This window comes from Achromobacter sp. KK8 (assembly GCF_054188005.1).
Window position 1 is genome coordinate 5,421,148 of the sequence record NZ_CM135178.1, and the last position, 21,314, is coordinate 5,442,461.

Annotated in this window: 18 protein-coding genes; 7 read left to right on the top strand and 11 right to left on the bottom strand. The window is 68.0% G+C overall.

Going from position 1 to position 21,314, the window contains the following annotated elements; all coding sequences use genetic code 11:
* Window positions 1–303: 303 nt before the first annotated feature.
* Window positions 304–1,614 (bottom strand): MFS transporter, encoded by a 1,311-nt coding sequence (locus ACVN9Z_RS24930; RefSeq protein ID WP_006386142.1) that lies wholly within the window; start codon window positions 1,612–1,614, stop codon window positions 304–306.
* A 264-nt stretch (window positions 1,615–1,878) separates the two neighbouring features.
* Here ACVN9Z_RS24930 and prfB point away from each other — a divergent pair.
* The 4 genes from prfB to ACVN9Z_RS24950 all read left to right on the top strand — a co-directional run bounded on the left by prfB (window position 1,879) and on the right by ACVN9Z_RS24950 (window position 5,654).
* Window positions 1,879–2,983, top strand: a protein-coding gene (prfB, locus tag ACVN9Z_RS24935; protein WP_102949866.1) for a peptide chain release factor 2 whose coding sequence is annotated in 2 segments (ribosomal slippage) — window positions 1,879–1,959 and window positions 1,961–2,983 — 1,104 coding nt in all. Because the reading frame shifts where the segments join, the coding sequence is not laid out codon by codon here.
* A 42-nt stretch (window positions 2,984–3,025) separates the two neighbouring features.
* Window positions 3,026–3,781 carry an SDR family oxidoreductase gene (locus ACVN9Z_RS24940; protein ID WP_054443669.1) on the top strand — a complete coding sequence of 252 codons (756 nt, stop codon included), beginning with the start codon at window positions 3,026–3,028 and terminating at the stop codon, window positions 3,779–3,781.
* Window positions 3,782–3,791: 10 nt separating this feature from the next.
* Window positions 3,792–5,315 (top strand): lysine--tRNA ligase, encoded by a 1,524-nt coding sequence (lysS, locus tag ACVN9Z_RS24945; RefSeq protein WP_006386145.1) that lies wholly within the window; start codon window positions 3,792–3,794, stop codon window positions 5,313–5,315.
* Window positions 5,316–5,330: 15 nt separating this feature from the next.
* Window positions 5,331–5,654: a hypothetical protein gene (locus tag ACVN9Z_RS24950; RefSeq protein ID WP_020928310.1), complete on the top strand. Its 324-nt coding sequence runs from the start codon at window positions 5,331–5,333 to the stop codon at window positions 5,652–5,654.
* A gap of 56 nt (window positions 5,655–5,710) precedes the next feature.
* On the opposite strand, the gene pdxR is transcribed toward ACVN9Z_RS24950, so the two are convergent.
* Window positions 5,711–7,219, bottom strand: coding sequence for a MocR-like pyridoxine biosynthesis transcription factor PdxR (pdxR, locus tag ACVN9Z_RS24955; protein ID WP_049053728.1), 1,509 nt, complete (start codon window positions 7,217–7,219; stop codon window positions 5,711–5,713).
* 175 nt (window positions 7,220–7,394) lie between these two features.
* Here pdxR and ACVN9Z_RS24960 point away from each other — a divergent pair, with 175 nt between their 5' ends.
* The gene (locus tag ACVN9Z_RS24960; RefSeq protein WP_172999567.1) at window positions 7,395–8,648 is read left to right on the top strand and encodes a benzoate/H(+) symporter BenE family transporter; all 1,254 of its coding nucleotides are present in this window, start codon (window positions 7,395–7,397) and stop codon (window positions 8,646–8,648) included.
* Window positions 8,645–9,472, top strand: a complete 828-nt coding sequence (locus ACVN9Z_RS24965) for a YggS family pyridoxal phosphate-dependent enzyme (RefSeq protein WP_020928314.1) — start codon at window positions 8,645–8,647, stop codon at window positions 9,470–9,472. The genes ACVN9Z_RS24960 and ACVN9Z_RS24965 overlap by 4 nt, the downstream gene beginning before the upstream one ends.
* A 19-nt stretch (window positions 9,473–9,491) precedes the next feature.
* Here ACVN9Z_RS24965 and ACVN9Z_RS24970 read toward each other — a convergent pair whose 3' ends face one another.
* Genes ACVN9Z_RS24970 through ACVN9Z_RS25005 form a run of 8 tightly spaced genes read right to left on the bottom strand, consistent with a single transcriptional unit; the run spans window position 9,492 to window position 17,916 of the window.
* The gene (locus ACVN9Z_RS24970; protein ID WP_006386150.1) at window positions 9,492–10,145 is read right to left on the bottom strand and encodes a TetR/AcrR family transcriptional regulator; all 654 of its coding nucleotides are present in this window, start codon (window positions 10,143–10,145) and stop codon (window positions 9,492–9,494) included.
* Window positions 10,142–11,296, bottom strand: a complete 1,155-nt coding sequence (locus tag ACVN9Z_RS24975; RefSeq protein ID WP_047991160.1) for a thiolase family protein — start codon at window positions 11,294–11,296, stop codon at window positions 10,142–10,144. The genes ACVN9Z_RS24970 and ACVN9Z_RS24975 overlap by 4 nt, the downstream gene beginning before the upstream one ends.
* Window positions 11,293–13,146 (bottom strand): AMP-dependent synthetase/ligase, encoded by a 1,854-nt coding sequence (locus ACVN9Z_RS24980; RefSeq protein WP_458212781.1) that lies wholly within the window; start codon window positions 13,144–13,146, stop codon window positions 11,293–11,295. The genes ACVN9Z_RS24975 and ACVN9Z_RS24980 overlap by 4 nt, the downstream gene beginning before the upstream one ends.
* Window positions 13,143–13,937 carry an ABC transporter ATP-binding protein gene (locus ACVN9Z_RS24985; RefSeq protein ID WP_026384304.1) on the bottom strand — a complete coding sequence of 265 codons (795 nt, stop codon included), beginning with the start codon at window positions 13,935–13,937 and terminating at the stop codon, window positions 13,143–13,145. Before ACVN9Z_RS24985 ends, ACVN9Z_RS24980 begins: the two co-directional genes overlap by 4 nt.
* Window positions 13,938–13,977: 40 nt before the next feature.
* A complete protein-coding gene (locus ACVN9Z_RS24990) occupies window positions 13,978–15,159 on the bottom strand; it encodes an ABC transporter substrate-binding protein (protein WP_241061117.1) in 1,182 nt (393 codons plus the stop codon).
* Between the two features lie 41 nt (window positions 15,160–15,200).
* On the bottom strand, window positions 15,201–16,238 hold the full coding sequence (locus ACVN9Z_RS24995; protein WP_458212782.1) for a branched-chain amino acid ABC transporter permease: 1,038 nt from the start codon (window positions 16,236–16,238) through the stop codon (window positions 15,201–15,203).
* A 2-nt stretch (window positions 16,239–16,240) separates the two neighbouring features.
* The gene (locus ACVN9Z_RS25000) at window positions 16,241–17,119 is read right to left on the bottom strand and encodes a branched-chain amino acid ABC transporter permease (RefSeq protein WP_076410094.1); all 879 of its coding nucleotides are present in this window, start codon (window positions 17,117–17,119) and stop codon (window positions 16,241–16,243) included.
* On the bottom strand, window positions 17,119–17,916 hold the full coding sequence (locus tag ACVN9Z_RS25005) for an ABC transporter ATP-binding protein (protein ID WP_169538040.1): 798 nt from the start codon (window positions 17,914–17,916) through the stop codon (window positions 17,119–17,121). Before ACVN9Z_RS25005 ends, ACVN9Z_RS25000 begins: the two co-directional genes overlap by 1 nt.
* Before the next feature lie 257 nt (window positions 17,917–18,173).
* Between ACVN9Z_RS25005 and ACVN9Z_RS25010 the strand changes: the two genes are divergently transcribed.
* The gene (locus ACVN9Z_RS25010; protein ID WP_150100678.1) at window positions 18,174–18,977 is read left to right on the top strand and encodes an enoyl-CoA hydratase/isomerase family protein; all 804 of its coding nucleotides are present in this window, start codon (window positions 18,174–18,176) and stop codon (window positions 18,975–18,977) included.
* Between the two features lie 15 nt (window positions 18,978–18,992).
* Here the strand turns inward: ACVN9Z_RS25010 and ACVN9Z_RS25015 are convergent, their stop codons facing one another.
* A complete protein-coding gene (locus ACVN9Z_RS25015) occupies window positions 18,993–21,098 on the bottom strand; it encodes a TonB-dependent siderophore receptor (RefSeq protein WP_242609316.1) in 2,106 nt (701 codons plus the stop codon).
* Window positions 21,099–21,314 lie beyond the last annotated feature (216 nt).

Here is a 21,314-nt window from a genome sequence, read left to right on the forward strand (position 1 = left end):
CCCCCCCGAGGGGGCGCTTTTGCCTTGGGGCGGCCCGGCGGCAAAAGGTTGCCCCCACGCCGCGCCCGCTGCGCGGGCTAGCTGCCCCCCGAGGGGGCGCTTTTGCCTTGGGGCGGCCCGGCGGCAAAAGGTTGCCCCCACGCCGCGCCCGCTGCGCGGGCTAGCTGCCCCCCGAGGGGGCGCTTTTGCCTTGGGGCGGCCCGGCGGCAAAAGGCCTTCTCGCCGATACCGAATAAAAATGGGCGCATCCGCGAGGATGCGCCCATTTTCTTTTGCCGACCCCGCCGCGCGGCGCGCGCGCGGCTACTTGTTGACCAGCCTGGCCGGTTGCGCCAACGCCACCAGCGCGCCAATCACCAGGCACGCCGACAGCATGTACAGGCCGGTATTGGTGGTGCCGGTCATGTCCTTGAGCCAGCCCACCAGGTAGGGACTGACGAAGCCCGCCAGGTTGCCCACGGAGTTGATCAGCGCGATCCCGGCAGCAGCCGCCGTGCCGCCCAGCAGCGCGGTCGGCAGGCTCCAGAACAGCGGCAGCACCGTGCAGATGCCGATGTTGGCCACCGTCAGCGCCAGGATGGCCAGCACCGTGTTGCCGCTCCAGATCGCCGAGAACAGCAACCCCAGCGCGCCGCACAGGGCCGGGATGGCCACGTGCCAGCGGCGCTCGCGGTTGCGGTCGGAGTTGCGCGCGATCAGGATCATGCCGATCACCGCGAACAGGTTGGGCACCGCCGTCAGCAGGCCGATCGCCAGCGGGCTTTGCACGCCGGTGCTCTTGATCAGCGTCGGCATCCAGAACCCCACCCCGTACAGCCCCATCACGAACGAGAAGTAGATCAGCGCCATCGCCCACACGCGCGGATGCGCCAGCGCGGCGCGGATCGGCGGGTCTTCCTTGTGCTGCTCCTCGGCCGCGATATTGCGGATCAGCACCGCCTTTTCATTGGCGGTCAGCCACTTGGCCTTGTTGATGCGGTCATCCAGGTACATCAGCACCAGCACGCCGATGATCACCGACGGGATGCCTTCGAGCAGGAACAGCCATTGCCAGCCCGACAGGCCGTGGTCGCCGTGGAAGGTATTCATGATCCAGCCGGAGATCGGGCCGCCGATCAGGCCGGACATCGGCACCGCGGTCATGAAGAAGGTGGTGATGCGCCCGCGCCGGGCGGCGGGATACCAGTAGGTCAGGTAAAGGATGATGCCCGGGAAGAACCCGGCCTCGGCCGCGCCCAGCAGGAAACGCAGGAAATAGAACATGTGCACGCTGGTCACAAACATCATGCAGGCCGAGATGATGCCCCAGGTGATCATGATGCGCGCGATCCAGACCCGCGCGCCGACCTTGTGCAGGATGATGTTGCTGGGGATCTCGAACAGGAAATAGCCGATGAAGAATATCCCCGCGCCCAAGCCGTACACCGTCTCGCTGAACTGGAGTTCCTGCAGCATCTGCAGCTTGGCGAAGCCCACGTTGACGCGGTCCAGGTAGGCCACGACGTAGCAGACGACCAACAGCGGCACCAGCCGCCACCCCACTTTGCGATAGATCCGGTCCTCCTCAGCCGCCGGGATCGCCGGCGAGACCCCGGGGGCCATAGTGTGTTCCATCAATGTCTCCTCCTCTAACGGGACAGGCCGGCTCTGTCTGCCGGCGGCTTGCGCGGTCCCGCCGCCCCCGAGGGGACGCATGGACCGGCGCATCAAGCCTAGAACCCCGTAGTTGACAAAAAACTGAACAACTTGCCGCTGTGCGTGCAAACCCCTAGTGTGTTTTCGCTTCGATCCGTCCCTCCCATTCCGCGGCAGGGCCCACAGGGTGGCCCCAACCACGGTAAAATGTCCGGTTTCGCACAAAAGTCATCAGGAATCATCATGGAAGCCGAACGTCAGAACCAGCTCGCAGCCCGCCTCGCCGACTACGCGGAGCGCGAACAGGCTCTACGGAGGTATCTTTGACTACGATGCCAAAGCCGAACGCCTGCAAGTCGTAAACGCCGAGCTCGAAGACCCGGCGGTCTGGAACGACCCCAAGCACGCCCAGGACCTGGGCCGTGAAAAGAAAGCCCTCGAAGACGTGGTGGAAACGCTCACCGGCCTGGGCACGGGCCTGGCCGACTCCAACGAGCTGTTCGAGCTGGCCGCCGCCGACAACGACGACGCCACCCTCGAATCCATCGAGCTGGACGCCAACGGCTTCCAGGAAAAGCTGGAAAGCCTCGAATTCCGCCGCATGTTCTCCAACCCGGCCGATCCGCTGAACTGCTTCCTGGACATCCAGGCCGGCGCGGGCGGCACGGAAGCGCAGGACTGGGCCTCGATGCTGCTGCGCCAGTACCTCAAGTACGCCGAGCGCAAGGGCTTCAAGGCCGAAGTGCTGGAAGAATCCGAGGGCGAAGTCGCCGGCATCAAGTCCGCCACCATCAAGCTCGAGGGCGAATACGCCTTCGGCTACCTGCGCACGGAAACCGGCGTGCACCGCCTGGTGCGCAAGAGCCCGTTCGACTCCTCGGGCGGCCGCCACACCTCGTTCGCCAGCGTCTTCGTCTACCCCGAGGTCGACGATTCCTTCGAAGTCGAAGTGAACCCGGCCGACCTGCGCGTGGACACCTATCGCGCCTCGGGCGCGGGCGGCCAGCACATCAACAAGACCGACTCGGCGGTGCGCCTGACGCACATCCCGACCGGCATCGTGGTGCAGTGCCAGAACGACCGCTCGCAGCACCGCAACCGCGCCGAAGCGATGCAGATGCTCAAGTCCAAGCTGTACGAACTGGAAATGCGCAACCGCATGGCCGAGCAGCAAAAGCTGGAAGACTCCAAGACCGACGTGGGCTGGGGCCACCAGATCCGCTCGTACGTGCTGGACCAGAGCCGCATCAAGGACCTGCGCACCAACGTCGAAATCTCCAACACGCAGAAAGTGCTGGACGGCGACCTGGATCCCTTCATCCAGGCCAGCCTCAAGCAAGGCGTGTAAGTTCCGCGATACTTCCGTCCACCGTCCCCCGAGGGTCCACGCATGTCCGACACCATCGCAATTCTCACCGGCGCCTCGCGCGGCATCGGCGCCGCCATGGCGCGCGGCCTGGCCAAACCGGGCACCCGCCTGATCACCCTGGCGCGCCGCGAAGACCCCGAGCTGGCCGCCTACGCCCGCTCGCAGGACGCGCAGCTTGAACAGTTGTCCGTGGACCTGTCGGACCTGGCCGCGGCGGAAGCGGCCGCGCGCCGCATCTGCGACGCGCTGCCGCGCGACGCCGGCCGCTATCTGCTGATCAACAACGCCGGCACCGTGCATCCCGTGTCCGGCACCGACGCGCTGATCGACGGCCCGGCGATTGCCGCGGCCTTCAACCTGAACGTGACGGCCGTGATGCTGCTGACCGCGCGCTTCCTGGCCGCGGTCGCGGACCTCAAGGCCGACCGCCGCGTGCTCAACATCTCGTCCGGCGCCGGCCGCAATCCCAATGCCGGCTGGGGCGTGTACTGCGCCACCAAGGCCGCGCTCGACATGTACTCGCGCGTGGTCAAGCAGGAACAGGGCGAAGGCGGCGCGCGCGTCGTCTCGCTGGCCCCCGGCATCGTCGACACCGACATGCAGGCCGCCATCCGTTCCAGCGACCCCAAGAGCTTCCCGGCGCTGGCCAAGTTCCAGGACTTCCACGCCAGCGGCAAACTGTCCTCGCCCGCCAACGTGGCCTCCCGCATCCTCGCCTACCTGGATCGCGACGACTTCGGCACCACCGAAATCGACGACATCCGCAATTACGACTGATCCCCCGACCATGACCGACCACACGACCGCTCCGGCAACCGCCCAGGATGAAAACCGCTTGATCGCCGAACGGCGCGCCAAGCTGGCCAAACTGCGCGAGACCGGGGTCGCGTATCCCAACGATTTCGTCCCCGACGCCCGCGCCGCGGCCCTGCACGACAAGTACGACGACCAGGAGCAGGAAGCCCTGGCCGCCGCGCCCGTCACCGTCAAGGTCGCCGGCCGCATGATGCTCAAGCGCGTCATGGGCAAGGCCAGCTTCGCCACGCTGCAGGACAGCACCGGCCGCATCCAGATCTACCTGGACCGCGGCACGCTGGGCGAAGACAGCTACGCCGCGTTCAAGCAATGGGACATCGGCGACATCATCGCGGTCGAAGGGTCGGTCTTCAAGACCAACAAGGGCGAACTGTCGGTGCACGCCGCCACGGCGCGCCTGCTGTCCAAGTCGCTGCGCCCGCTGCCGGACAAGTTCCACGGCGTGGCCGACCAGGAACTGCGCTACCGCCAGCGCTACGTCGACCTCATCATGACCGACGCCACGCGCCGCACCTTCGAGGCGCGCAGCAAGGCCATGGGCAGCATCCGCCAGTTCATGCTGAACGCCGGCTTCCTCGAAGTCGAAACGCCCATGCTGCACCCGATTCCGGGCGGCGCGGCGGCCAAGCCCTTCGTCACGCACCACAACGCGCTGGACATGGAAATGTTCCTGCGCATCGCGCCCGAGCTCTATCTCAAGCGCCTCATCGTCGGCGGCTTCGAACGCGTGTTCGAAGTCAACCGCAACTTCCGCAATGAAGGCGTGAGCCCGCGCCACAACCCGGAATTCACGATGATGGAGTTCTACGCGGCCTTCGCGGACTACCGCTGGCTGATGGACTTCACCGAGGAACTGATCCGCCAGGCCGCCATCTCGGCCACCGGCAGCGCCGTGCTGACCTACCAGGAACGCGAGCTGGATCTGTCCAAGCCGTTCGACCGCCTGACCATCTGCGAAGCCATCCTCAAGTACGCCCCCGGCTACACCCAGGCGCAACTGGACGACGTCGCCTTCGTGCGCGCCGAACTCAAGAAGCTGGGCGCCGATGCCGATGGCCCGGTGCTGGCGCGCGCCGGCCTGGGCGCGCTGCAATTGGCGCTGTTCGAGGAAACGGCCGAAGCCAAGCTGTGGAACCCCACCTACATCATCGACTACCCGGTCGAGGTGTCGCCGCTGGCGCGTGCCTCCGATACCCGCGAGGGCATCACCGAGCGCTTCGAGCTGTTCATGACGGGCCGCGAGATCGCCAACGGCTTCTCCGAGCTGAACGATCCCGAAGACCAGGCCGAGCGTTTCCGCTCGCAGGTCGAGGCCAAGGACGCCGGCGACGAGGAAGCGATGTACTACGACGCCGACTACATCCGCGCGCTGGAATACGGCATGCCCCCGACGGGCGGCTGCGGCATCGGCATCGACCGCCTGGTGATGCTGCTGACCGACAGCCCCAGCATCCGCGACGTCATCCTCTTCCCGCACCTGCGCCGTGAAGACTAAGACGCGGTCGGCATCGTGATCCTCAAGATCCTGATGCTGGCGGCGGTGGTTGCCGCCCTGTTCTACATGGTGATGCAACCGCGTCGCGCCCGCGGCGGCTACCACGGCGCCGCGGCGCCCGTGCGCCGCGCGCCGCTGTTCATCGCCCTGTGCCTGGCCACCGCGCTGTCGATCACGGGCGCGCTGGTCACGGCGGTCCTGTGGATGGGCAGCGTCGCCGGCGGCGTGACCGGCGGCGGCTATCATGGCGAAGCCGATTTCCTCCTGACCATCGCCGGCGCCCTGCTGGCGATCGCGGTGGCCTGCGGCGTCGGCGCCTTCCTCAAGCGCAAGGCCTAGCGCCGACGGACCCCGTGGTCCCGCGCCTCTCTGGCGCCGGCGCGTCCCCCCGCCCCCTACTTCCCGCCCAGGGCCGCCGCCAGGCGCCGCATGGCAAGATCGATCTCGTGCGCGCTGAGCGAGGCATAGCCCAGCAGCCAGCCCTGCAACGCGGGCGTGCCGGCATACAGGCGCCCCAGTCCCGGCAGCGCCAGGCCGGCCGCCGCCGCCCGGCGGATCGTGTCCGCTTCGGACCAGCCCGGTTCCAGCAGGCACGGCACCTGCAATCCCCCCTCCGGCCGCAACGCCCGCGCCACGCCCGCCAGGTGCCGGCCGACCGCTTCCAGCATGGCTTCGCGCCGCGCCGCATACAGCTTGCGCATGGCGCGCACGTGGGCGTTGTAGTGGCCGTCGGCCATGAAACGCGCCAGCGTCAGCTGCAGGATCTGCGGCGTATGGCCATCGACAATGCTGCGCGCGCGGGTGAAAGCCGACACCAGTTCTTCCGGCAAGGCCATGTAGCCCATCCGCAGGCCGGGGTACAGGGTCTTGCTGAACGTGCCCAGGTAGATCGTGCGGCCGTGCTTGTCCAGCCCCTGCACGCAGGCGGTGGGCAGGCCGTCGTAGTGGAATTCGCTGTCGTAGTCGTCCTCGATGATCCATCTGCCGCCCTCGGCCGCCCAGCGTGTCAGTTCGAGCCGGCGCTCCAGCGATAGCGTGGCGCCGGTCGGATACTGGTGCGAAGGCGTCACGTAGACGCACGCGGCGCCGCTGCGGTCGGCGCGCAGCAGGTCGGTGCGGATGCCCTGCGCATCGACGTCGACCGGCACCACGCGGGCCTCGGCGAACTCGAAGGCCTTGCGCGCGCCGAAATAGCCGGGATTCTCCAGCAGGATCGGCTTGCCGGCATCCACCAGCAACTGCGCGCACAGGAACAGGGCCTGGCGCGTGCTGCTCAGCACCACGATCTGCTCGGCGCGCACCTTGGCGCCGCGTTCCAGGTTCAGGTAGGTGGCGATCGCGCGGCGCAGGGGCTCGGCGCCTTGCGGGTCGCCATGCAGCAACACGTGGCCGCGGTGGTCCCGCAGTACCTGCCGCTGCAAGCGCTCCCAGACCGCGAGCGGAAAGCTGCGGGTCTCGGGCAGCCCCGTGGCGAAGGCCTGGACCGATTGCTGGTCGGCCACGCCGCCGCTGTCGAAGATCGCCCGGCCACGCCGGCTCAGGCCGGCCGCCGGCGCGATCGATTGCGCCGACGCCGGCCGGCGCTCCCGCGATAGCGCGCGACGCCGCGCCGAACCGCGCAGTTCGGTGCCGATGGTTTCCGATACATAGCTGCCCGAGCCCTTGCGCCGCGCGATGAACCCATCGCGCTGCAACTGCACGTAGGCGTTTTCGACCGTGTCGCGCGCCACGCCGAGCGACTGCGCCAGCGCGCGGGTGGCGGGCAGCTTCACGCCGGGATCCAGGTCGCCGTCCAGCACCAGCGCGCGCAGCGCGCGCTGGATCCGCTGGTGCAGGTCGAGCGGCGCCAGGTCCGCGTCGCCCATGCGGATCTTCAGTGTCTCAAGCGTGAAAGTCTTGCTCATGCGGTCTGCCCAAGGGCGATGAAAGCGTCAATGACGACCGACCATTCTAGTCGGCGGCGAGCGCGCCGGGAGCAATAAAGTGGTCTGGCCAGACCACTCAAAGTGTACGGTCCAGACAGTCCAATACGGCGTTACAAAGTGGCTTGCCACTCAACCCTTCCAACCTGTCTCGCCCATGTCTTCCCCCAGCGCTTCCCCCCTGCTCGCGCGCGATCTCCTCCATCCCGTCGTCGCCGGCCTGATCTCGGTCATCGTCAACTATGGCGGCACCTTCATCCTGGTGTTCCAGGCCGCCAAGGTCGCCGGCCTCAGTCCAGCGCTGACCGCCTCCTGGGTCTGGTCGGTGTCCATCGGCGTCGGCGTCACCGGCATCCTGCTGAGCTGGGCCGCGCGCGAACCCATCATCACCGCGTGGTCCACGCCCGCCGCGGCCTTCCTGGTCACGGCGCTCGCCACCACGCCCTACGCCGAAGCCGTCGGCGCCTACCTGATCTCCGCCGCCGCGTTCGTCGCGCTTGGGCTGTCCGGCTGCTTCGACAAGGCCATCCGCCTGATCCCGCCCGGCGTGGCCGCCGGCCTGTTGGCCGGCATCCTGCTGCCGTTCGGCATCGGCGCCTTTGGCGGCATGTCGCTGGACCCGTTGCTGACGGGCTGGCTGATCCTGGCCTACGTCGCCCTCAAGCGCTACACCGCGCGCTACGCCGTGGTCGGCATCCTGGTGTCGGGGCTGGCCCTGCTGTTGTTGCAGGACAGGCTCGACCTGTCGGGTCTGCGGCTGGAATTCGCCACGCCGGTCTTCACCGCGCCCGCATTCTCGCTCAATGGCCTGCTGAGCGTGGCGCTGCCGCTGTTCCTGATCACGCTGACCGGGCAGTACATGCCGGGCATGCTGGTGCTGCGCAACGACGGCTTCAAGACCAGCGCCAACCCCATCGTCACCCTCACCGGCCTGGGCTCGCTGCTGATGGCGCCGTTCGGCTCGCATGCCTTCAACGTGGCCGCGATCACCGCCGCCATCTGCACCGGCCGCGAAGCCCATGACGACCCGTCCAAGCGCTGGATCGCCGGCATCGCCGCGGGCCTGTTCTACATCCTGGTCGGCGTGTTCGGCGTGACGCTGGCCGCCCTGTTCATGGCCCTGCCCGCCACCTTCATCACCACCCTGGCGGGCCTGGCGCTGCTGGGCACCATCGGCGGCAGCCTGGCCGGCGCCCTGGCCGATCCAAAAACACGCGAGGCCTCGCTGATCACCTTCCTGGCGGCCGCGGCCAACATCAAGCTGTTCGGCATCGGCGGCGCCTTCTGGGGCCTGGTGATCGGCCTGCTCGCCCATGCCGCGCTCAATGGCCGCCTGCCGCGACGCCTGCGCCCGCCCCGCTACACTGATCTGCCGCGCCCCCAAGCCACCGGCAAGGAAATGGTGAAATGATGACGCTCCCGACCGATCCCGCCCAGGCCGCGCCTGGCGGCGCCGACACGCAGACTCGCCACGACCAGCACGGCCGCTATCCGCAGGCGCTGAGCGTCGAGGACTTCCGCCACAACCTGGCCGCCATCCACGCGCGCATGGACGCCGCCTGCCGGCGCGTCGGCCGCGACCCGGCCGGCGTGCGGCTGCTGCCGGTCAGCAAGACCATGGACGAATCGCGCATCCGGCTGGCCCATGCCGCGGGCTGCCGCCTGCTGGGCGAAAACAAGATCCAGGAAGCCCACCGCAAATGGCAGAACACCGCGGACCTGCCCGACCTGCGCTGGTCGGTGATCGGCCACCTGCAGACCAACAAGGCCAAGCTGATGGCGCAGTTCGCCAGCGAATTCCAGGCGCTGGACAGCCTGCGCCTGGCCGAAGCGCTGGATCGCCGCCTGCAGGCCGAAGGCCGCGCGCTGGATGTCTACGTGCAGGTCAACACCTCCGGCGAGCCCAGCAAATACGGCCTGGCGCCCGACGATGTCGCCGCCTTCATCCAGGCGCTGCCGGCGTTTTCCTCATTGCGGGTGCGCGGCTTCATGACGCTGGCATTGTTCTCCAGCGAGGCCGAGCGGGTGCGTCAGTGCTTCGTGCTGCTGCGCGGCCTGCGCGACCGCCTGCGCCAGGATGCCCCGGCGGGCATCAGCCTGGATGAACTGTCGATGGGCATGTCCGGCGACTTCGAGATCGCCATCGAGGAAGGCGCCACCGTCGTGCGCGTCGGCCAGGCCATCTTTGGCGCCCGCGCGCTGCCGGACAGCCACTACTGGCCGGGCGCGGCGTAGCCTGCGCAACGGGACGGCCCTAGGCCACCGGCCAGCGCCCCGCTCCCTCCGGCAGCGCCGGCAGGCTGGCCCGCAACATCTCATCGATGAACGCCGCCGGCCGCAACCGGCCTTCCGGCTTGTACCACTGCACCGTCAGGTTCATCGCCCCCAGCACGCAGCGCTTGATCACGCGCGCATCGCCCCGCAGCACGCCGGCGGCCACCGCCGCCGCCACCGCGTCCTGCCACATGGCCTCGTAGCGGTCGCTCAGCGCCTTGACGCTGGCTTGGCTCGACGCGGACAGGCTGCGCCATTCGTAGACCAGCGCGTTCATCGCATCGCCGCCAGCGCCATGCAGCATGCTCCACATGTGCACGCGGAACAGCGCCGCCAGCCGGTCGGCCGGCGTCCGGTAACGATCCAGCGCCTGGCGGCCTTCGTCCAGCACCTCCTGGATGCCGTTGTTCATCACCGCCACCAGGATTTCCTCCTTGCTGCGGAAATGATGGAACAGGCTGCCCGATTGCAGGCCCACGGCGCGCGCCAGTTCACGCACGGTGGTGCGTTCGTAGCCGTGCTTGCGGAACAGCCGGGCCGCCGTCAGGATCACTTCGGCGCGGCGCAGCGATTCCGCGCCGTCCTCGTGGCCCTGCGGGGCCGCCTGCGCCGCGGCCTTGCCGGATCGGTTCATAGCCGTTCGACGATGGTCGCCGTCGCCATGCCGTGCCCGATGCACATGACCTGCAGGCCGAACTGGCCGCCGGTGGCGCGCAGGCCCGCCAGCATCTTGGCCATCAGCGCCGCGCCCGTGGCGCCCAACGGGTGGCCGTGGGCAATGGCGCCGCCCCATGGGTTGACCTTGGCCGGATCCGCATCCAGCGTCTTCAACCAGGCCAGCACCACGCTGGCAAAGGCCTCGTTGATCTCGATCCAGTCGATGTCCCGCAGGCGCAGGCCGGCCCGCTCCAGGGCGCGCTCGGTGGCGGCGATCACGCCGGTCAGCTGCAACACCGGATCCGAGCCGATCGCCACCCGCGCGCGAAAGCGCGCCTGCGGCCGCAGCCCGTCCGCCAGCGCGGCCTGGCGGTCGGCCAGCAACACCGCCGCCGCGCCATCGGCCAGCTGGCTCGACTGCGCCGCCGTCACGTTGCCCTGCCCCGGCGGGCGCAGGGCAGGCGCCAGCGCGGCCATCTTGGCGGGATCGGCATGCTCGCGGATGCCCTCGTCGCGCGCCGGCGTCCCGGCCGGACCCGGCAGCAATTCGCTGTGGCGGCCGGCGCTGGCCGCCGCCCAGGCGCGCGCATGGCTCTGCATCGACCAGGCATCCAGTTCCGCCCGCCCCAGCTGCCACTGCTCGGCGATGCGTTCGGCGCTCTCGATCTGGTGGATCAGCGGATAGCGCTGCAACAGTCCGGGATTGAGCGACTCGAAGCCGCGGAACTCGCGCTGGCCCAAGGTCACGTCCAGGAACATCGGCACGCGGCTCATGCTCTCGACGCCGCCGGCGACCACGTAGCGCATATCGCCGGCGGCAATGGCCTGGGCCGCCGCATGCACCGCCTGCTGGCTCGAACCGCACATGCGGTTCAGGGCCACGCCCGGCACCGTCTCCGGCAGGCCGGCCAGCAGGGCCGACAGCCGGCCGATGTTGGCGCCCTGCTCGCCCGCCTGGCTGACGCAACCGGCGATCACATCGTCCACCTGGCCGCCCGGCAGACCGGCGCGCGCCAGCAGGCCCTGGATCACCTCGGCCAGCAGGTCATCGGGCCGCTTGTCGGCCCACCAGCCGCCGCGACGCCCGAACGGCGTGCGCACCGCCTCCACGATCACCGCTTCGTTCATGCTGGCGCCTCCTCGGCGTAGAGCCGTTCTATCTCGTCCGCGTAGCTGCGGTAAATGCTGGCGCGGCGCACCTTCATGGTCGCGGTCACCTCGCCATCGTCATGGTCCAGCTCTTTGGTCAGCAGATGGAAGCGCTTGATCTGCGCCACCGGCGCCAGGCCCGCGTTGGCGCGCGCCACCTCGCCGGCCACCAATTCGCGCACCTCGGCGCACTCGGCCAACGAGCGGAAATGGGTGAAGGCGATGCGGCGCGATTCGGCCCACTTGCCCACGGTCTCGAACTCCAGCTGGATCAGCGCCGCCACATAGCGCCGGCCGTCCGCCACGATCACGCATTCCTTCACATAGGGGCTGCTCTTGACCGCGTTCTCGATCTCCGACGGCGTCAGGTTCTTGCCGCCGGCGGTGATCATGATGTCCTTCAAGCGGTCCACGATGCGCAACTGGCCCTCGCGAACCTCGGCCACGTCGCCGGTATGCAGCCAGCCGTCGCGCACGGTCTGGGCGGTGGCGGTTTCGTTCTTGTAATAGCCGGCGAACACCATCTCGCCGCGCACCTGCAATTCGCCCTGCTCGCCCAGGCGCCAATCCACGCCCAGGATCGGCTCGCCCACCGTGCCCGCCTGCACGCGGTCCGGATGCTGGCCGAAGATCATGCCGGTCGACTCGGTCAGGCCGTATACCTCCACCAGCGGCACGCCGAGATTGCGGAAGTAGCGCACCACCTCGGGCGCGATCGGCGCCGCCCCGGTCATCGCCACCCGTACCCGCCGCAGGCCGATGAAATTCTGCAAGGCGCGCAACACCAGCCAGTACCACAGCGCATAGGTCATCCGCTCGCGCATGCCGCGCTGGCGCGCCGACTTGTGCGCGAACGGCGCGCACGCGGCCAACGCGCGCCGGTACAGCCATTGCTGCAATCGCCCCGCTTCCTGCATCTTGATCGAGATGGACGCGTGCAGCTTTTCCCAGATGCGCGGCACGCCCAGGAACACGGTCGGCGCCACTTCGCGCAAATCCTCCTGCACCGTGCGGATCGACTCGCCGAAATTGACCTGCGCCCCCAGGTAGATCGGCACGAACGTCGACAGCATCTGCTCGGCCACGTGGCACAGCGGCAGGTACGACAGATGCACGCTGCGCGCGTCCATGCCCAGCCGCTCGGCAATGCCGGGCGCCACGCCGCGCATGTTGCGGTAGCTGAGCATCGCGCCCTTGGGCTTGCCGGTCGAACCCGAGGTGTAGATCATCAGGCCCAGGTCGTCCAGCCCCTGCGTGTCCAGCACCTCGTTCAACGCCTGCAACCCTTCCGCCTCCTGCCGCTGGCCGTCGGCCTCCAGCTCGGCGAAGGCGACGATGCGGGCGCGTTCGGCCGGCGCGTAGGAACGCAGGCCCTTGGTCTCCATCACCACGATGCGCCGCAGCAGCGGCAGCCGGTGCGCCACCTGCAGCACCTTGTCGGTCTGCTCCTGGTCCTCGCACACTACCAGTTCGACGTCGGCATGCTCCAGCACATAGCCCATTTCCTCGGCCGGGCTGGTGGCGTATACCCCTACCGCCACGCCCCCGACGGCGCCCGCGCCCAGCTGCGTCAACAGCCATTCCAGCCGGTTCTCGGCAACGATGGCCACGCGCCCGCCGCGCGACAGGCCGGCCGCCCGCAAGCCCAGCCCGACACGGCAGGCGCGGCGCCAGTACTCCGCCCAAGACACCGGCCGCCAGATGCCGAAATCCTTCTGCCGCACCGCGACGGCGTCCGGTTGCCGGCGCGCCTGCTCGCGCAGCATCTGCGGCAGCGTCAGCGCCGGCCAGGCCTCAGGCGCGCGGGCGGATTCGAGCGGCCCGTTCATGACAGCCAGCGCTTGCGGCGCTTGTAGTGCTTGATGTCGCGAAAGCCGCGCGCCTCGCCCGATCCGCCCACGCCCAGGTAGAACTCGCGCACGTCGGGGTCGGCCGCCAGCTTTTCGGCCGTGCCGTCGATCACCACCTTGCCGGTCTCCATGATGTAGCCATAATGCGCCACCGCCAGCGCCACCGAGGCGTTCTGCTCGACCAGCAGCATCGACACGCCCTGCTCGCGGTTGATGCGCGCGATGATGGAAAAAATGGTTTCCACCAGCATCGGCGACAAGCCCAGCGACGGCTCGTCCAGCAGCATCAGCTTGGGCTGCGCGATCAGCGCCCGCCCGATCGCCAGCATCTGCTGCTCGCCGCCCGACAGATAGCCCGCCAGGCCGCGGCGGCGTTCGTACAGCCGCGGAAAATATCCGTACACCAGGTCGAAATCGGCCTTGGCGCCGGACCTGCCGCTCAGCGCATAGGTCGCGGCCACCAGGTTCTCCTCGACCGACAGATCCTCGAACACGCGCCGTCCTTCCATCACATGCGCCAGCCCGGCGCGCACCAGGTTCTGCGGCCGCGCCCCCGCGGTGTCGCCGCCGTCGAACAGGATGCGCCCGCGCGCCAGCTCGCCATCCTCCAGGTCGAGCAGGCGCGACACCGCCTTCAGCGTGGTCGACTTGCCGGCGCCGTTGCTGCCCAGCAGGGCCACGATGGCGCCGGCCGGCACCGACAGCGACAGGCCGCGCAGCACCTGCACCGCCTTGTTGTAGACCACCTCGATGTTGTTGATGTCCAGCACCGTCGGCGGCAACGCAGCGTGTCCGGGATTCACGGGCGCCTCACTGCAGTACGATCCAGTCGGATGCCGGCACCATCTGCTTCTGCTTGGTATCGGCTCGATAGATGCGGCCCACCGGAATCGAATTGCCCTTGATGGTGATCGGCACGCCGATCAGCCCGCCGGTGTCGAAGTCCTTGATGCCCTCCAGCGCCGCCTTCATGTTGGCGCTGGTCAGCTCCTTGCCCGCCTCCAGCGTGCGCTTGGCCACCTCGGTGAACAGCATCGCCGCCAGGAAGCCCTGCATGTAGCCGGTGCTCTGGTATTGCGGCCGCATCTCTCGGATCTTCTTAAGCATCGGCGCGTCCGCCGTCTCGTCGTAGTAATAGCGGTACGGCATCACGCCCATGAAGCCCTCGGCGTCCTCGCCCATCTGCATCACGGTGGAGTTGTCCATGGTCCAGAACGTGCCCATGTAGCGCGTCTTCAACCCCATGCGCTTGCCCTGCCCGACGAACTCGGGAATCGGCGCCAGCACGTAGCCGTGGAAAATGGTGAAGTCCGGATCGGCGCGGCGCAGCTTGATGACCTCGGTCGACACGTCGACGCTGCCCGGCGGCGTCATGATCTCGGTGGCCACCGTCAGCCCCAGCTTCTGCGCCACCGCGCGCGAACTGGCGATCGGGTCGCGGCCGAACTCGGTATCCGAATACACGAACGCCACCTTGGCGCCCGGCTTTTCCTTGGCGATGTAGCGCAACAGGATGCCGAACATCTCCGTGTAGTCCGGCCCCAGCATGAACTGCGCCGGATACTTGGCCGGGTCGTTCAGCTCGGTGGCGAACGACGCGCCCGTCATGAGGATGTTGCCCGAACGGTTGAGCTCGGCATTGATGGTCTTGGAAAACCCGGTCGAATCACCGTAGTAGAAATTGACCTTGTTCTGGCTGGTGATCTTCTTGAAGGCCGCCACCGAAGCATCCACCTTATAGGCGGTGTCCTCCGGCACGTAGCGCAGCTTGCGGCCCTTGACGCCGCCCTGGTCATTGACGATCTTGACGTAGTCGGTGATGCCGGCATGGATGCCCTGCCCGGCGAACGCGAACACGCCGCTCAGCGGGATCGAGCCGCCCAGCACCAGGTCCTCCTCGGCCTGGGCCGCCGGCGCCGCGGCCAGCGCCAATGCCACGCCCAAGGGGGCCAGCAACTTCGATAAACCGCTGCCTATCCGGATGCGCTTCATGGTTTCGTCTCCTGGTTCTCTTGGGAATACGCGGCCGCCGTCTAGGTGCGGAATGGCCACAGATGGAAGTAGCGGCGCGCGCGGCGCCAGATTTCCGCGAGCCCGTGCGGCTCGAAGATCAGAAAGCCCACGATCAGCAGGCCGAACACAATCGTGCGCACCGGCGATATCAGCCGCAGGGCATCGCCCCCCACCGGCAGCCAGCCCACCACCAGCTTGAGCAGTTCGGGCACCATGGTCATGAACACGGCGCCCAGGATGGAACCCAGGATCGACCCCATGCCGCCCACGATGATCGCGGCCAGGAAGAAGATCGACATGATCAGCGGAAAGCTCTCCGGCGTGACCACGCGGAAGAAATACGCCCACAGCCCGCCCGCCACGCCCGCATAGAACGACGACAGCCCGAACGACAGCAGCTTGTAGCGCAGCAGGTGGATGCCCAGCACCTCGGCGGAAATGTCGCGGTCGCGTATCGCGATGAAGGCGCGGCCGATGCGCGTGCGGAACAGGTTGGCCGCGCCCAGCACCATCAGCACCGTCGACGGCACGATCAGCCAATAGATCTTGAACGACGTGTCCAGATCGATCCCCAGCAGCCGCGCCGGCGGCACCTGCAAGCCGCCGGTCCCGCCCGTGAAGGCCCAATTCGCGAACACGAAGTGCGCGATGAACGAAGCCGCGATGGTCGAGATCGCCAGGTACAGCCCCTTGACCCGCAGTGAAGGGATGCCCACCAGCAGCCCGCCCAGCATCGCCACCACGCCGGCCCCCAGCAGATTCAGCAGCACCGGCGTGCCCAGCCGCAGTTCCATCACCGCCACCGTATAGGCGCCCAGCCCCATGAACGCCGCCTGCCCCAGGCTCACCAGCCCGGTGTATCCCGTCAGGATGTTCAGCCCCGTGGCGCTGGCCACGTTGATCGCCACCAGGCACGCCAGGTACAGCCAGTAGGCGTCGGCCACGAACGGGAACAGCGCCAGCGACGCCGCCAGCAGCGCCAGCCACAGCCGCTGGGTTGCCGTATCGAACAGCGCCTCGTCGGCCCGGTAGGTCTCTTTCGCGGTCGCGATGCGCATGGCTACAGCCTCTCGATTTCGCGCGTGCCGAACAGCCCATAGGGCCGCATCATCAGCACCGCCACCAGCACCACGAAGGTCGCCAGCAGTTTGTATTCGCCGCCCAGGTAGGCGCCGGCCCAGGCCTCCAGCAGCCCGATGAAAATGCCTCCCACCAGGGCCCCCGCCACGCTGTCCAGCCCGCCCACGATCACCACCACCAGCACCGACAGGCCGAACACGCCCATCGACGATGAGATCCCCCCGATCGCCCCCACGATCACCCCCGATACCGCCGCGATCGCGCCCGCCGCCGCCCACGACAGCGAGAACACCCGCGGCACGTTGATGCCCATCGCGTAGGCCGCTCCCTGGTCCGAGGCGGTGGCGCGCAGGGCCACCCCGCCGCGCCAGTAGCGGAACACCGCCAGCACCAGCAACACCAGCGCCAGCGCCACCCAGAAGCCATAGAACACCTTGGGCGCGACAAACGCCTCGCCCACCATCACCGGCGCGCGCGGCATGAACTCCGGCAGGCGGCGCTGATCCGCGGTCCAGATCAGTTCCACCACGCCCACCAGGATCGACGCCAGTCCCACGGTGATCATGAACACCGAGATCGGTGACTCGCCCAGCATCGGCCGGATCGTCACCCGCTCCACCACCGCGCCCAGCGCGGCAGACAACGCCACCGCCCCGGCGATCGCCGCCCACACCGGCCAGGCCATGCCGGCGGCAAACGCATAGAACACGTAGGCGCCCATCATCAGGAATTCGCCGATGGCGATGTTCACCACCCGCGTCGCCTTGTAGACGATCACGAACGCCAGCGCCGCCAGCGCGTACAGGCCGCCGCTGCCCAGCCCGGCCAGCGTCACCTCCAGGAAGAACAGGCCGTCCATCAGGCCGCCTCGCGCAGCCGCCGGCGCAGGTCGCCGACGTCACCCGCGCCCAGATAGGCCTTGATGACCTCGGGATCGGCCTGCACCGCCGCCGGCGTGCCATCGGCGATCACCTGGCCAAAGTTCAGCACCACCACATGGTCCGACAGGTCCATCACCATGCCCATGTCGTGCTCCACCATCAGCACCGTCACGCCCCACTCGGCGCGCGCATCGAGGATGAAGCGAGCCATGTCGTCGGTCTCCTCGCGGTTCATGCCCGCCACCGGCTCGTCCAGCATCAGCACCTTGGGCTGCATCGCCAGCGCCCGCGCCAGCTCCACCCGCTTGCGCAGCCCGTACGACAGCGCCGCCACCGGCGCATGGCGGATGTGGTCGATCTCCAGGAAGTCGATGATGCGTTCTTCGATATCGGCGCGCAGCGCCATCTCTTCGCGCCGCGCCCGGCCCAGGTACAGCAGCGCATCGAGCACATTGGTGCGCAGGTGGGCGTGGCGCCCCAGCTTGATGTTGTCCAGCACCGTCATGCCGCGGAACAGCGCGATGTTCTGGAAGCTGCGCGCCAGCCCCAGCCGGGCGCGCTCGGGCGCCGCCACGCGCGTGATGTCGCGGCCCAGGAAGCGGATGGTGCCCGCGGCTGGCCGGTAGAAACCCGAGATGGTATTGAACAGCGAGGTCTTGCCCGCGCCGTTGGGGCCGATGACCGTGGTGATGGATCCGGGCGCGACACGAAAGCCCACGCCCGTCAGCGCCTTGACCCCGCCGAACGCCAACGTGACCCCATCCACCTCCAGCAAGGGAGGGCTGTCGGATTGATCCACCTTTGTCTCCTCGCTTTGGTCGCGAAGCTGTTTTTCTATTGGCGGTGAATCAGCGTAGCCCCGAGGCAGGCGATGCGGCGAACCTGTCTTTACCTACGCTGTACAGCGCCGGAAAATCGTTCTATGCGTTACGCTTGTGTGGCGGACGGCAACCGAGCAAGCGCTTGGTTCCGAACATAGCATCGTGGTTTTTGGATCGAAAGTTGGTATTTACCCGATAACGGAGACAAGCCATGAACCCACCCCTTCCGGTCTTTCCAACCCTGCTGCTGGAAACCGGCGACGGCATCGCCACGCTCACGCTGAACCAGCCCGCCACGCTCAACGCCATCGACGTCGCCATGGCGCTCGACCTGCAGCGCGCCGCCCAATGGCTCGATACGCGCGCCGACATCCGCGTCGTGCTGCTGCGCGGCGCCGGCAAGGCCTTCTGCGCCGGCGGCGACATCACGCTGTTCGAAGGCGACGTCAACGCGGTGCGCGCGAAACTGCTCGCCCTGTTCACCCCGCTCAACGATTTCGTCGCGCACGTCGCGCGCATGGACAAGCTGTGGCTGGCGCAGATACACGGCGTCGCGGCCGGCGCCGGCCTGTCGCTGGCGCTGGCCTGCGACCTCGCCATCGCCGAGGCCGACACGCGCTTCATGACGGCCTACCTGAAACTCGGCGCCACGCCCGATGCCGGCATGACGCATGGCCTGAACCGCCTGCTCGGCCCGCGCCGCGCGCTCGACCTGCTGCTGCGCCACGACGCCTTCAGCGCCGCCGATGCGCACGCCTGGGGACTCGTCAACCGCATCGCCGACGCCGGCCAGCTCACGCCGCAAGCGCAGGCCTACGCGCAACAGCTGGCCAGCCACGCGCCGCACGGTATCGCCGGCGCCAAGCACCTGCTGCGCAACGCCGCCCATGCCACGCTGGAAACGCAGCTGGCCGAAGAAACCGCCTGCTTCCTGGAAACCGCACGGCGCGAGGATTTCACCGAAGGCGTGCGCGCCTTCCGCGAAAAACGCGCGCCGCGCTTCCAGGGCCGGTAAAGCGCGGCGCCCGCGTCAGAACTTGTAGGTGACGCTGGCAATCGCGCTGCGGCGCGCTCCGTACCAGCAGTCGCCGCGCGACAGGCACGTCGCCAGATAGGTCTTGTCCGTCAGGTTGTTGACGTTCAAGGCATAGCGCCAGTGGCTGGTTTCATACGCCATCATGGCGTCGACCAGCCACACCGGCGACAGCTTGGGCCCATCGCCATCGCGGAACGACGACATCCAGCGCGTGCCCGCGCCCACCGTGAAGCGTCCGTCCAGGTTGTCGAGCGCGAAGCGGTACCGGCCCCACGCCGCGGCCTGGTGGCGCGGAATGCCTTCCAGCTGCGGATCCAGGTCGATGTAGTTGTAGTGCGCGATCACGTCGAACGACGACGTCACCTGGCCGCGCCATTCCAGCTCCAGGCCGCGGGTGCGCGTCTTGCCCGTCTGCACGTTGTTCAGCGCCGCCGTCGGATCCGGCACCAGGCGGTTCTTCTCCCGCAGGTCATACACCGACGCCGTGGCCAGGTGGCTGCCATCCTGCGACTGGTATTTCACGCCCGCTTCCCATTGCTTGCCGCGCAGCGGCTTGTACAGCTCGGGCACCGCGCCATCGGGCGTCTTGCGCGTGGTGCTGGCCACCGGCGTGAACGATTCGCTGTAGCTGATGTAGGGCGACCAGCCGTTGCTGGCCGCGTACATCAACCCGAAACGCTTGGTGGTAGCCTGGGCCTTGTCCGCGTCGCCGCCCTCGAGCTGGCTGCGGGCGCGGTCGTGGCGCACGCCCGCCGTCACGATCCAGTTCTGGCCGATCTTCATCTGGTCCTGCAGATAGATGCCGGTCTGGCGCTGGTTGAACTGCGGCTCGCCGGTAAGCTCGGGAATGTAGCCATTGCCGTATACGGGCGAGTAGGCATCGATCGTGTCCATGCCGCTGCCGCTCTCGCGGTCGCGGCGATAGCGCGACCAGTCCAGGCCCAGCAGCAGCTTGTGCGTCACGATACCGGTGCCGACCTCGCCCGTCAGATGCTGGTCCAGCGTATCCATGCGGACCTTGGTGATGGTGTCGTCGGCGTAGCGGCCGATGATGCGCTGGTTGATCGGATCCGCGGCCCAGCCGCCCGGGACGCTGAACGAATCCGCATAGTGCGTGAAATACGTCACCTTGTTGTTCGCGTGGCGAAAGCCCTGGCTGAACGCCCATTTGTCGTTGAACTTGTGCTCGAACAACCAGCCGAAGCTGCGGCGCTCGGAATCGTAGCGATCGTGATCCGGCTCGCCGATGAAGCGATAGGTCGGAATCATGCCGTTCGGATTGGGCGTGCGCATCCCCGACCACGGCATGAACTGCGCGGTCGAGCCCGACTTGTCCTTCTGGTACAGCGCCTGCAAGGTCAGTGTCGTCGCCGCGCTCGGCCGCCACGTCAGCGACGGCGCCACCAACGTGCGGTCGTCCGGCACATGGTGCACCTGGGTATCGGCGTCGCGCTGCAGCGCCACCAGGCGGTACAGCCACTGGCCATCTTCGGTTATGGGCCCCGTCAGGTCCATCTGCGCCTGCTTGCGCCCGTGGTTGCCCAGCTGCACGCCCACTTCGCGCTGCGCCTCGGCCAACGGACGCTTGCTCACCATGTTGATGAGGCCGCCCGTGCTGCCCTGGCCGTAAGTCATGGCCGCCGGCCCGCGCAGCACCTCGATGCGCTCCAGCATGTATGGATCGGGACGGGTCGTGCTGGTGTAGTAGTCGAACGCCTGGCGCATGCCGTCCAGGTAGACGTCCACATCGGTCCCGCGCACGCGCACGCTGTCGCTGCGCGAATCCAGGCCGTAGGCGTCGGACCGCACGCCCGCCGCATAACCCAGTGCCTCCTGCAGGCTGGTGGCGCCCTGGTCCACGATCTGGTCGCGCGGCACCACGGTGATCGATTGCGCCGTTTCGTTCAGCGGCGTATCCGTCTTGGTGGCCGTGGCCGACCGGGTGGCGGCATAGCCCAGCACCGGGCCGGTCGCCGTCTCCTCCGCGCCGGCCTCCACCCTGACGGACGGCAAGGTCGTCGGCTCGGTGGGCGCCGACTGCGCGACCAGCGCGGCCGGCAGCAGGCTCAACGCCGCCGCCAGGCTGGCGCGGCGGGACATGACAGGATCAAACATCGACGTGGCTCCCCTTGATGGATTTTCGAGAGCCAGATGTTAATGTTTCTCGTTATTGAAATGGTTCCTTTTCCCTACAAAAGGAAAGTCTTCCCCTGTTTGCAACAGGGCCGGCGTGGCTTGCGCGCGACAAGCCACCCGGCCCCAAAAAAAGAAAACCCTCATCGAGGCCCCGCCGGCCCTCGTCGGCTCAGGCCTCGT

Bases quoted from the DNA above. Each gene is read 5' to 3' on its own strand.
- ACVN9Z_RS24930 (WP_006386142.1), bottom strand. From the start codon at position 1,614: ATGGAACACACTATGGCCCCCGGGGTCTCGCCGGCGATCCCGGCGGCT.
- ACVN9Z_RS24940 (WP_054443669.1), top strand. From the start codon at position 3,026: ATGTCCGACACCATCGCAATTCTCACCGGCGCCTCGCGCGGCATCGGC.
- lysS (WP_006386145.1), top strand. From the start codon at position 3,792: ATGACCGACCACACGACCGCTCCGGCAACCGCCCAGGATGAAAACCGC.
- pdxR (WP_049053728.1), bottom strand. From the start codon at position 7,219: ATGAGCAAGACTTTCACGCTTGAGACACTGAAGATCCGCATGGGCGAC.
- ACVN9Z_RS24960 (WP_172999567.1), top strand. From the start codon at position 7,395: ATGTCTTCCCCCAGCGCTTCCCCCCTGCTCGCGCGCGATCTCCTCCAT.
- ACVN9Z_RS24965 (WP_020928314.1), top strand. From the start codon at position 8,645: ATGATGACGCTCCCGACCGATCCCGCCCAGGCCGCGCCTGGCGGCGCC.
- ACVN9Z_RS24970 (WP_006386150.1), bottom strand. From the start codon at position 10,145: ATGAACCGATCCGGCAAGGCCGCGGCGCAGGCGGCCCCGCAGGGCCAC.
- ACVN9Z_RS24975 (WP_047991160.1), bottom strand. From the start codon at position 11,296: ATGAACGAAGCGGTGATCGTGGAGGCGGTGCGCACGCCGTTCGGGCGT.
- ACVN9Z_RS24980 (WP_458212781.1), bottom strand. From the start codon at position 13,146: ATGAACGGGCCGCTCGAATCCGCCCGCGCGCCTGAGGCCTGGCCGGCG.
- ACVN9Z_RS24990 (WP_241061117.1), bottom strand. From the start codon at position 15,159: ATGAAGCGCATCCGGATAGGCAGCGGTTTATCGAAGTTGCTGGCCCCC.
- ACVN9Z_RS24995 (WP_458212782.1), bottom strand. From the start codon at position 16,238: ATGCGCATCGCGACCGCGAAAGAGACCTACCGGGCCGACGAGGCGCTG.
- ACVN9Z_RS25000 (WP_076410094.1), bottom strand. From the start codon at position 17,119: ATGGACGGCCTGTTCTTCCTGGAGGTGACGCTGGCCGGGCTGGGCAGC.
- ACVN9Z_RS25010 (WP_150100678.1), top strand. From the start codon at position 18,174: ATGAACCCACCCCTTCCGGTCTTTCCAACCCTGCTGCTGGAAACCGGC.
- ACVN9Z_RS25015 (WP_242609316.1), bottom strand. From the start codon at position 21,098: ATGTCCCGCCGCGCCAGCCTGGCGGCGGCGTTGAGCCTGCTGCCGGCC.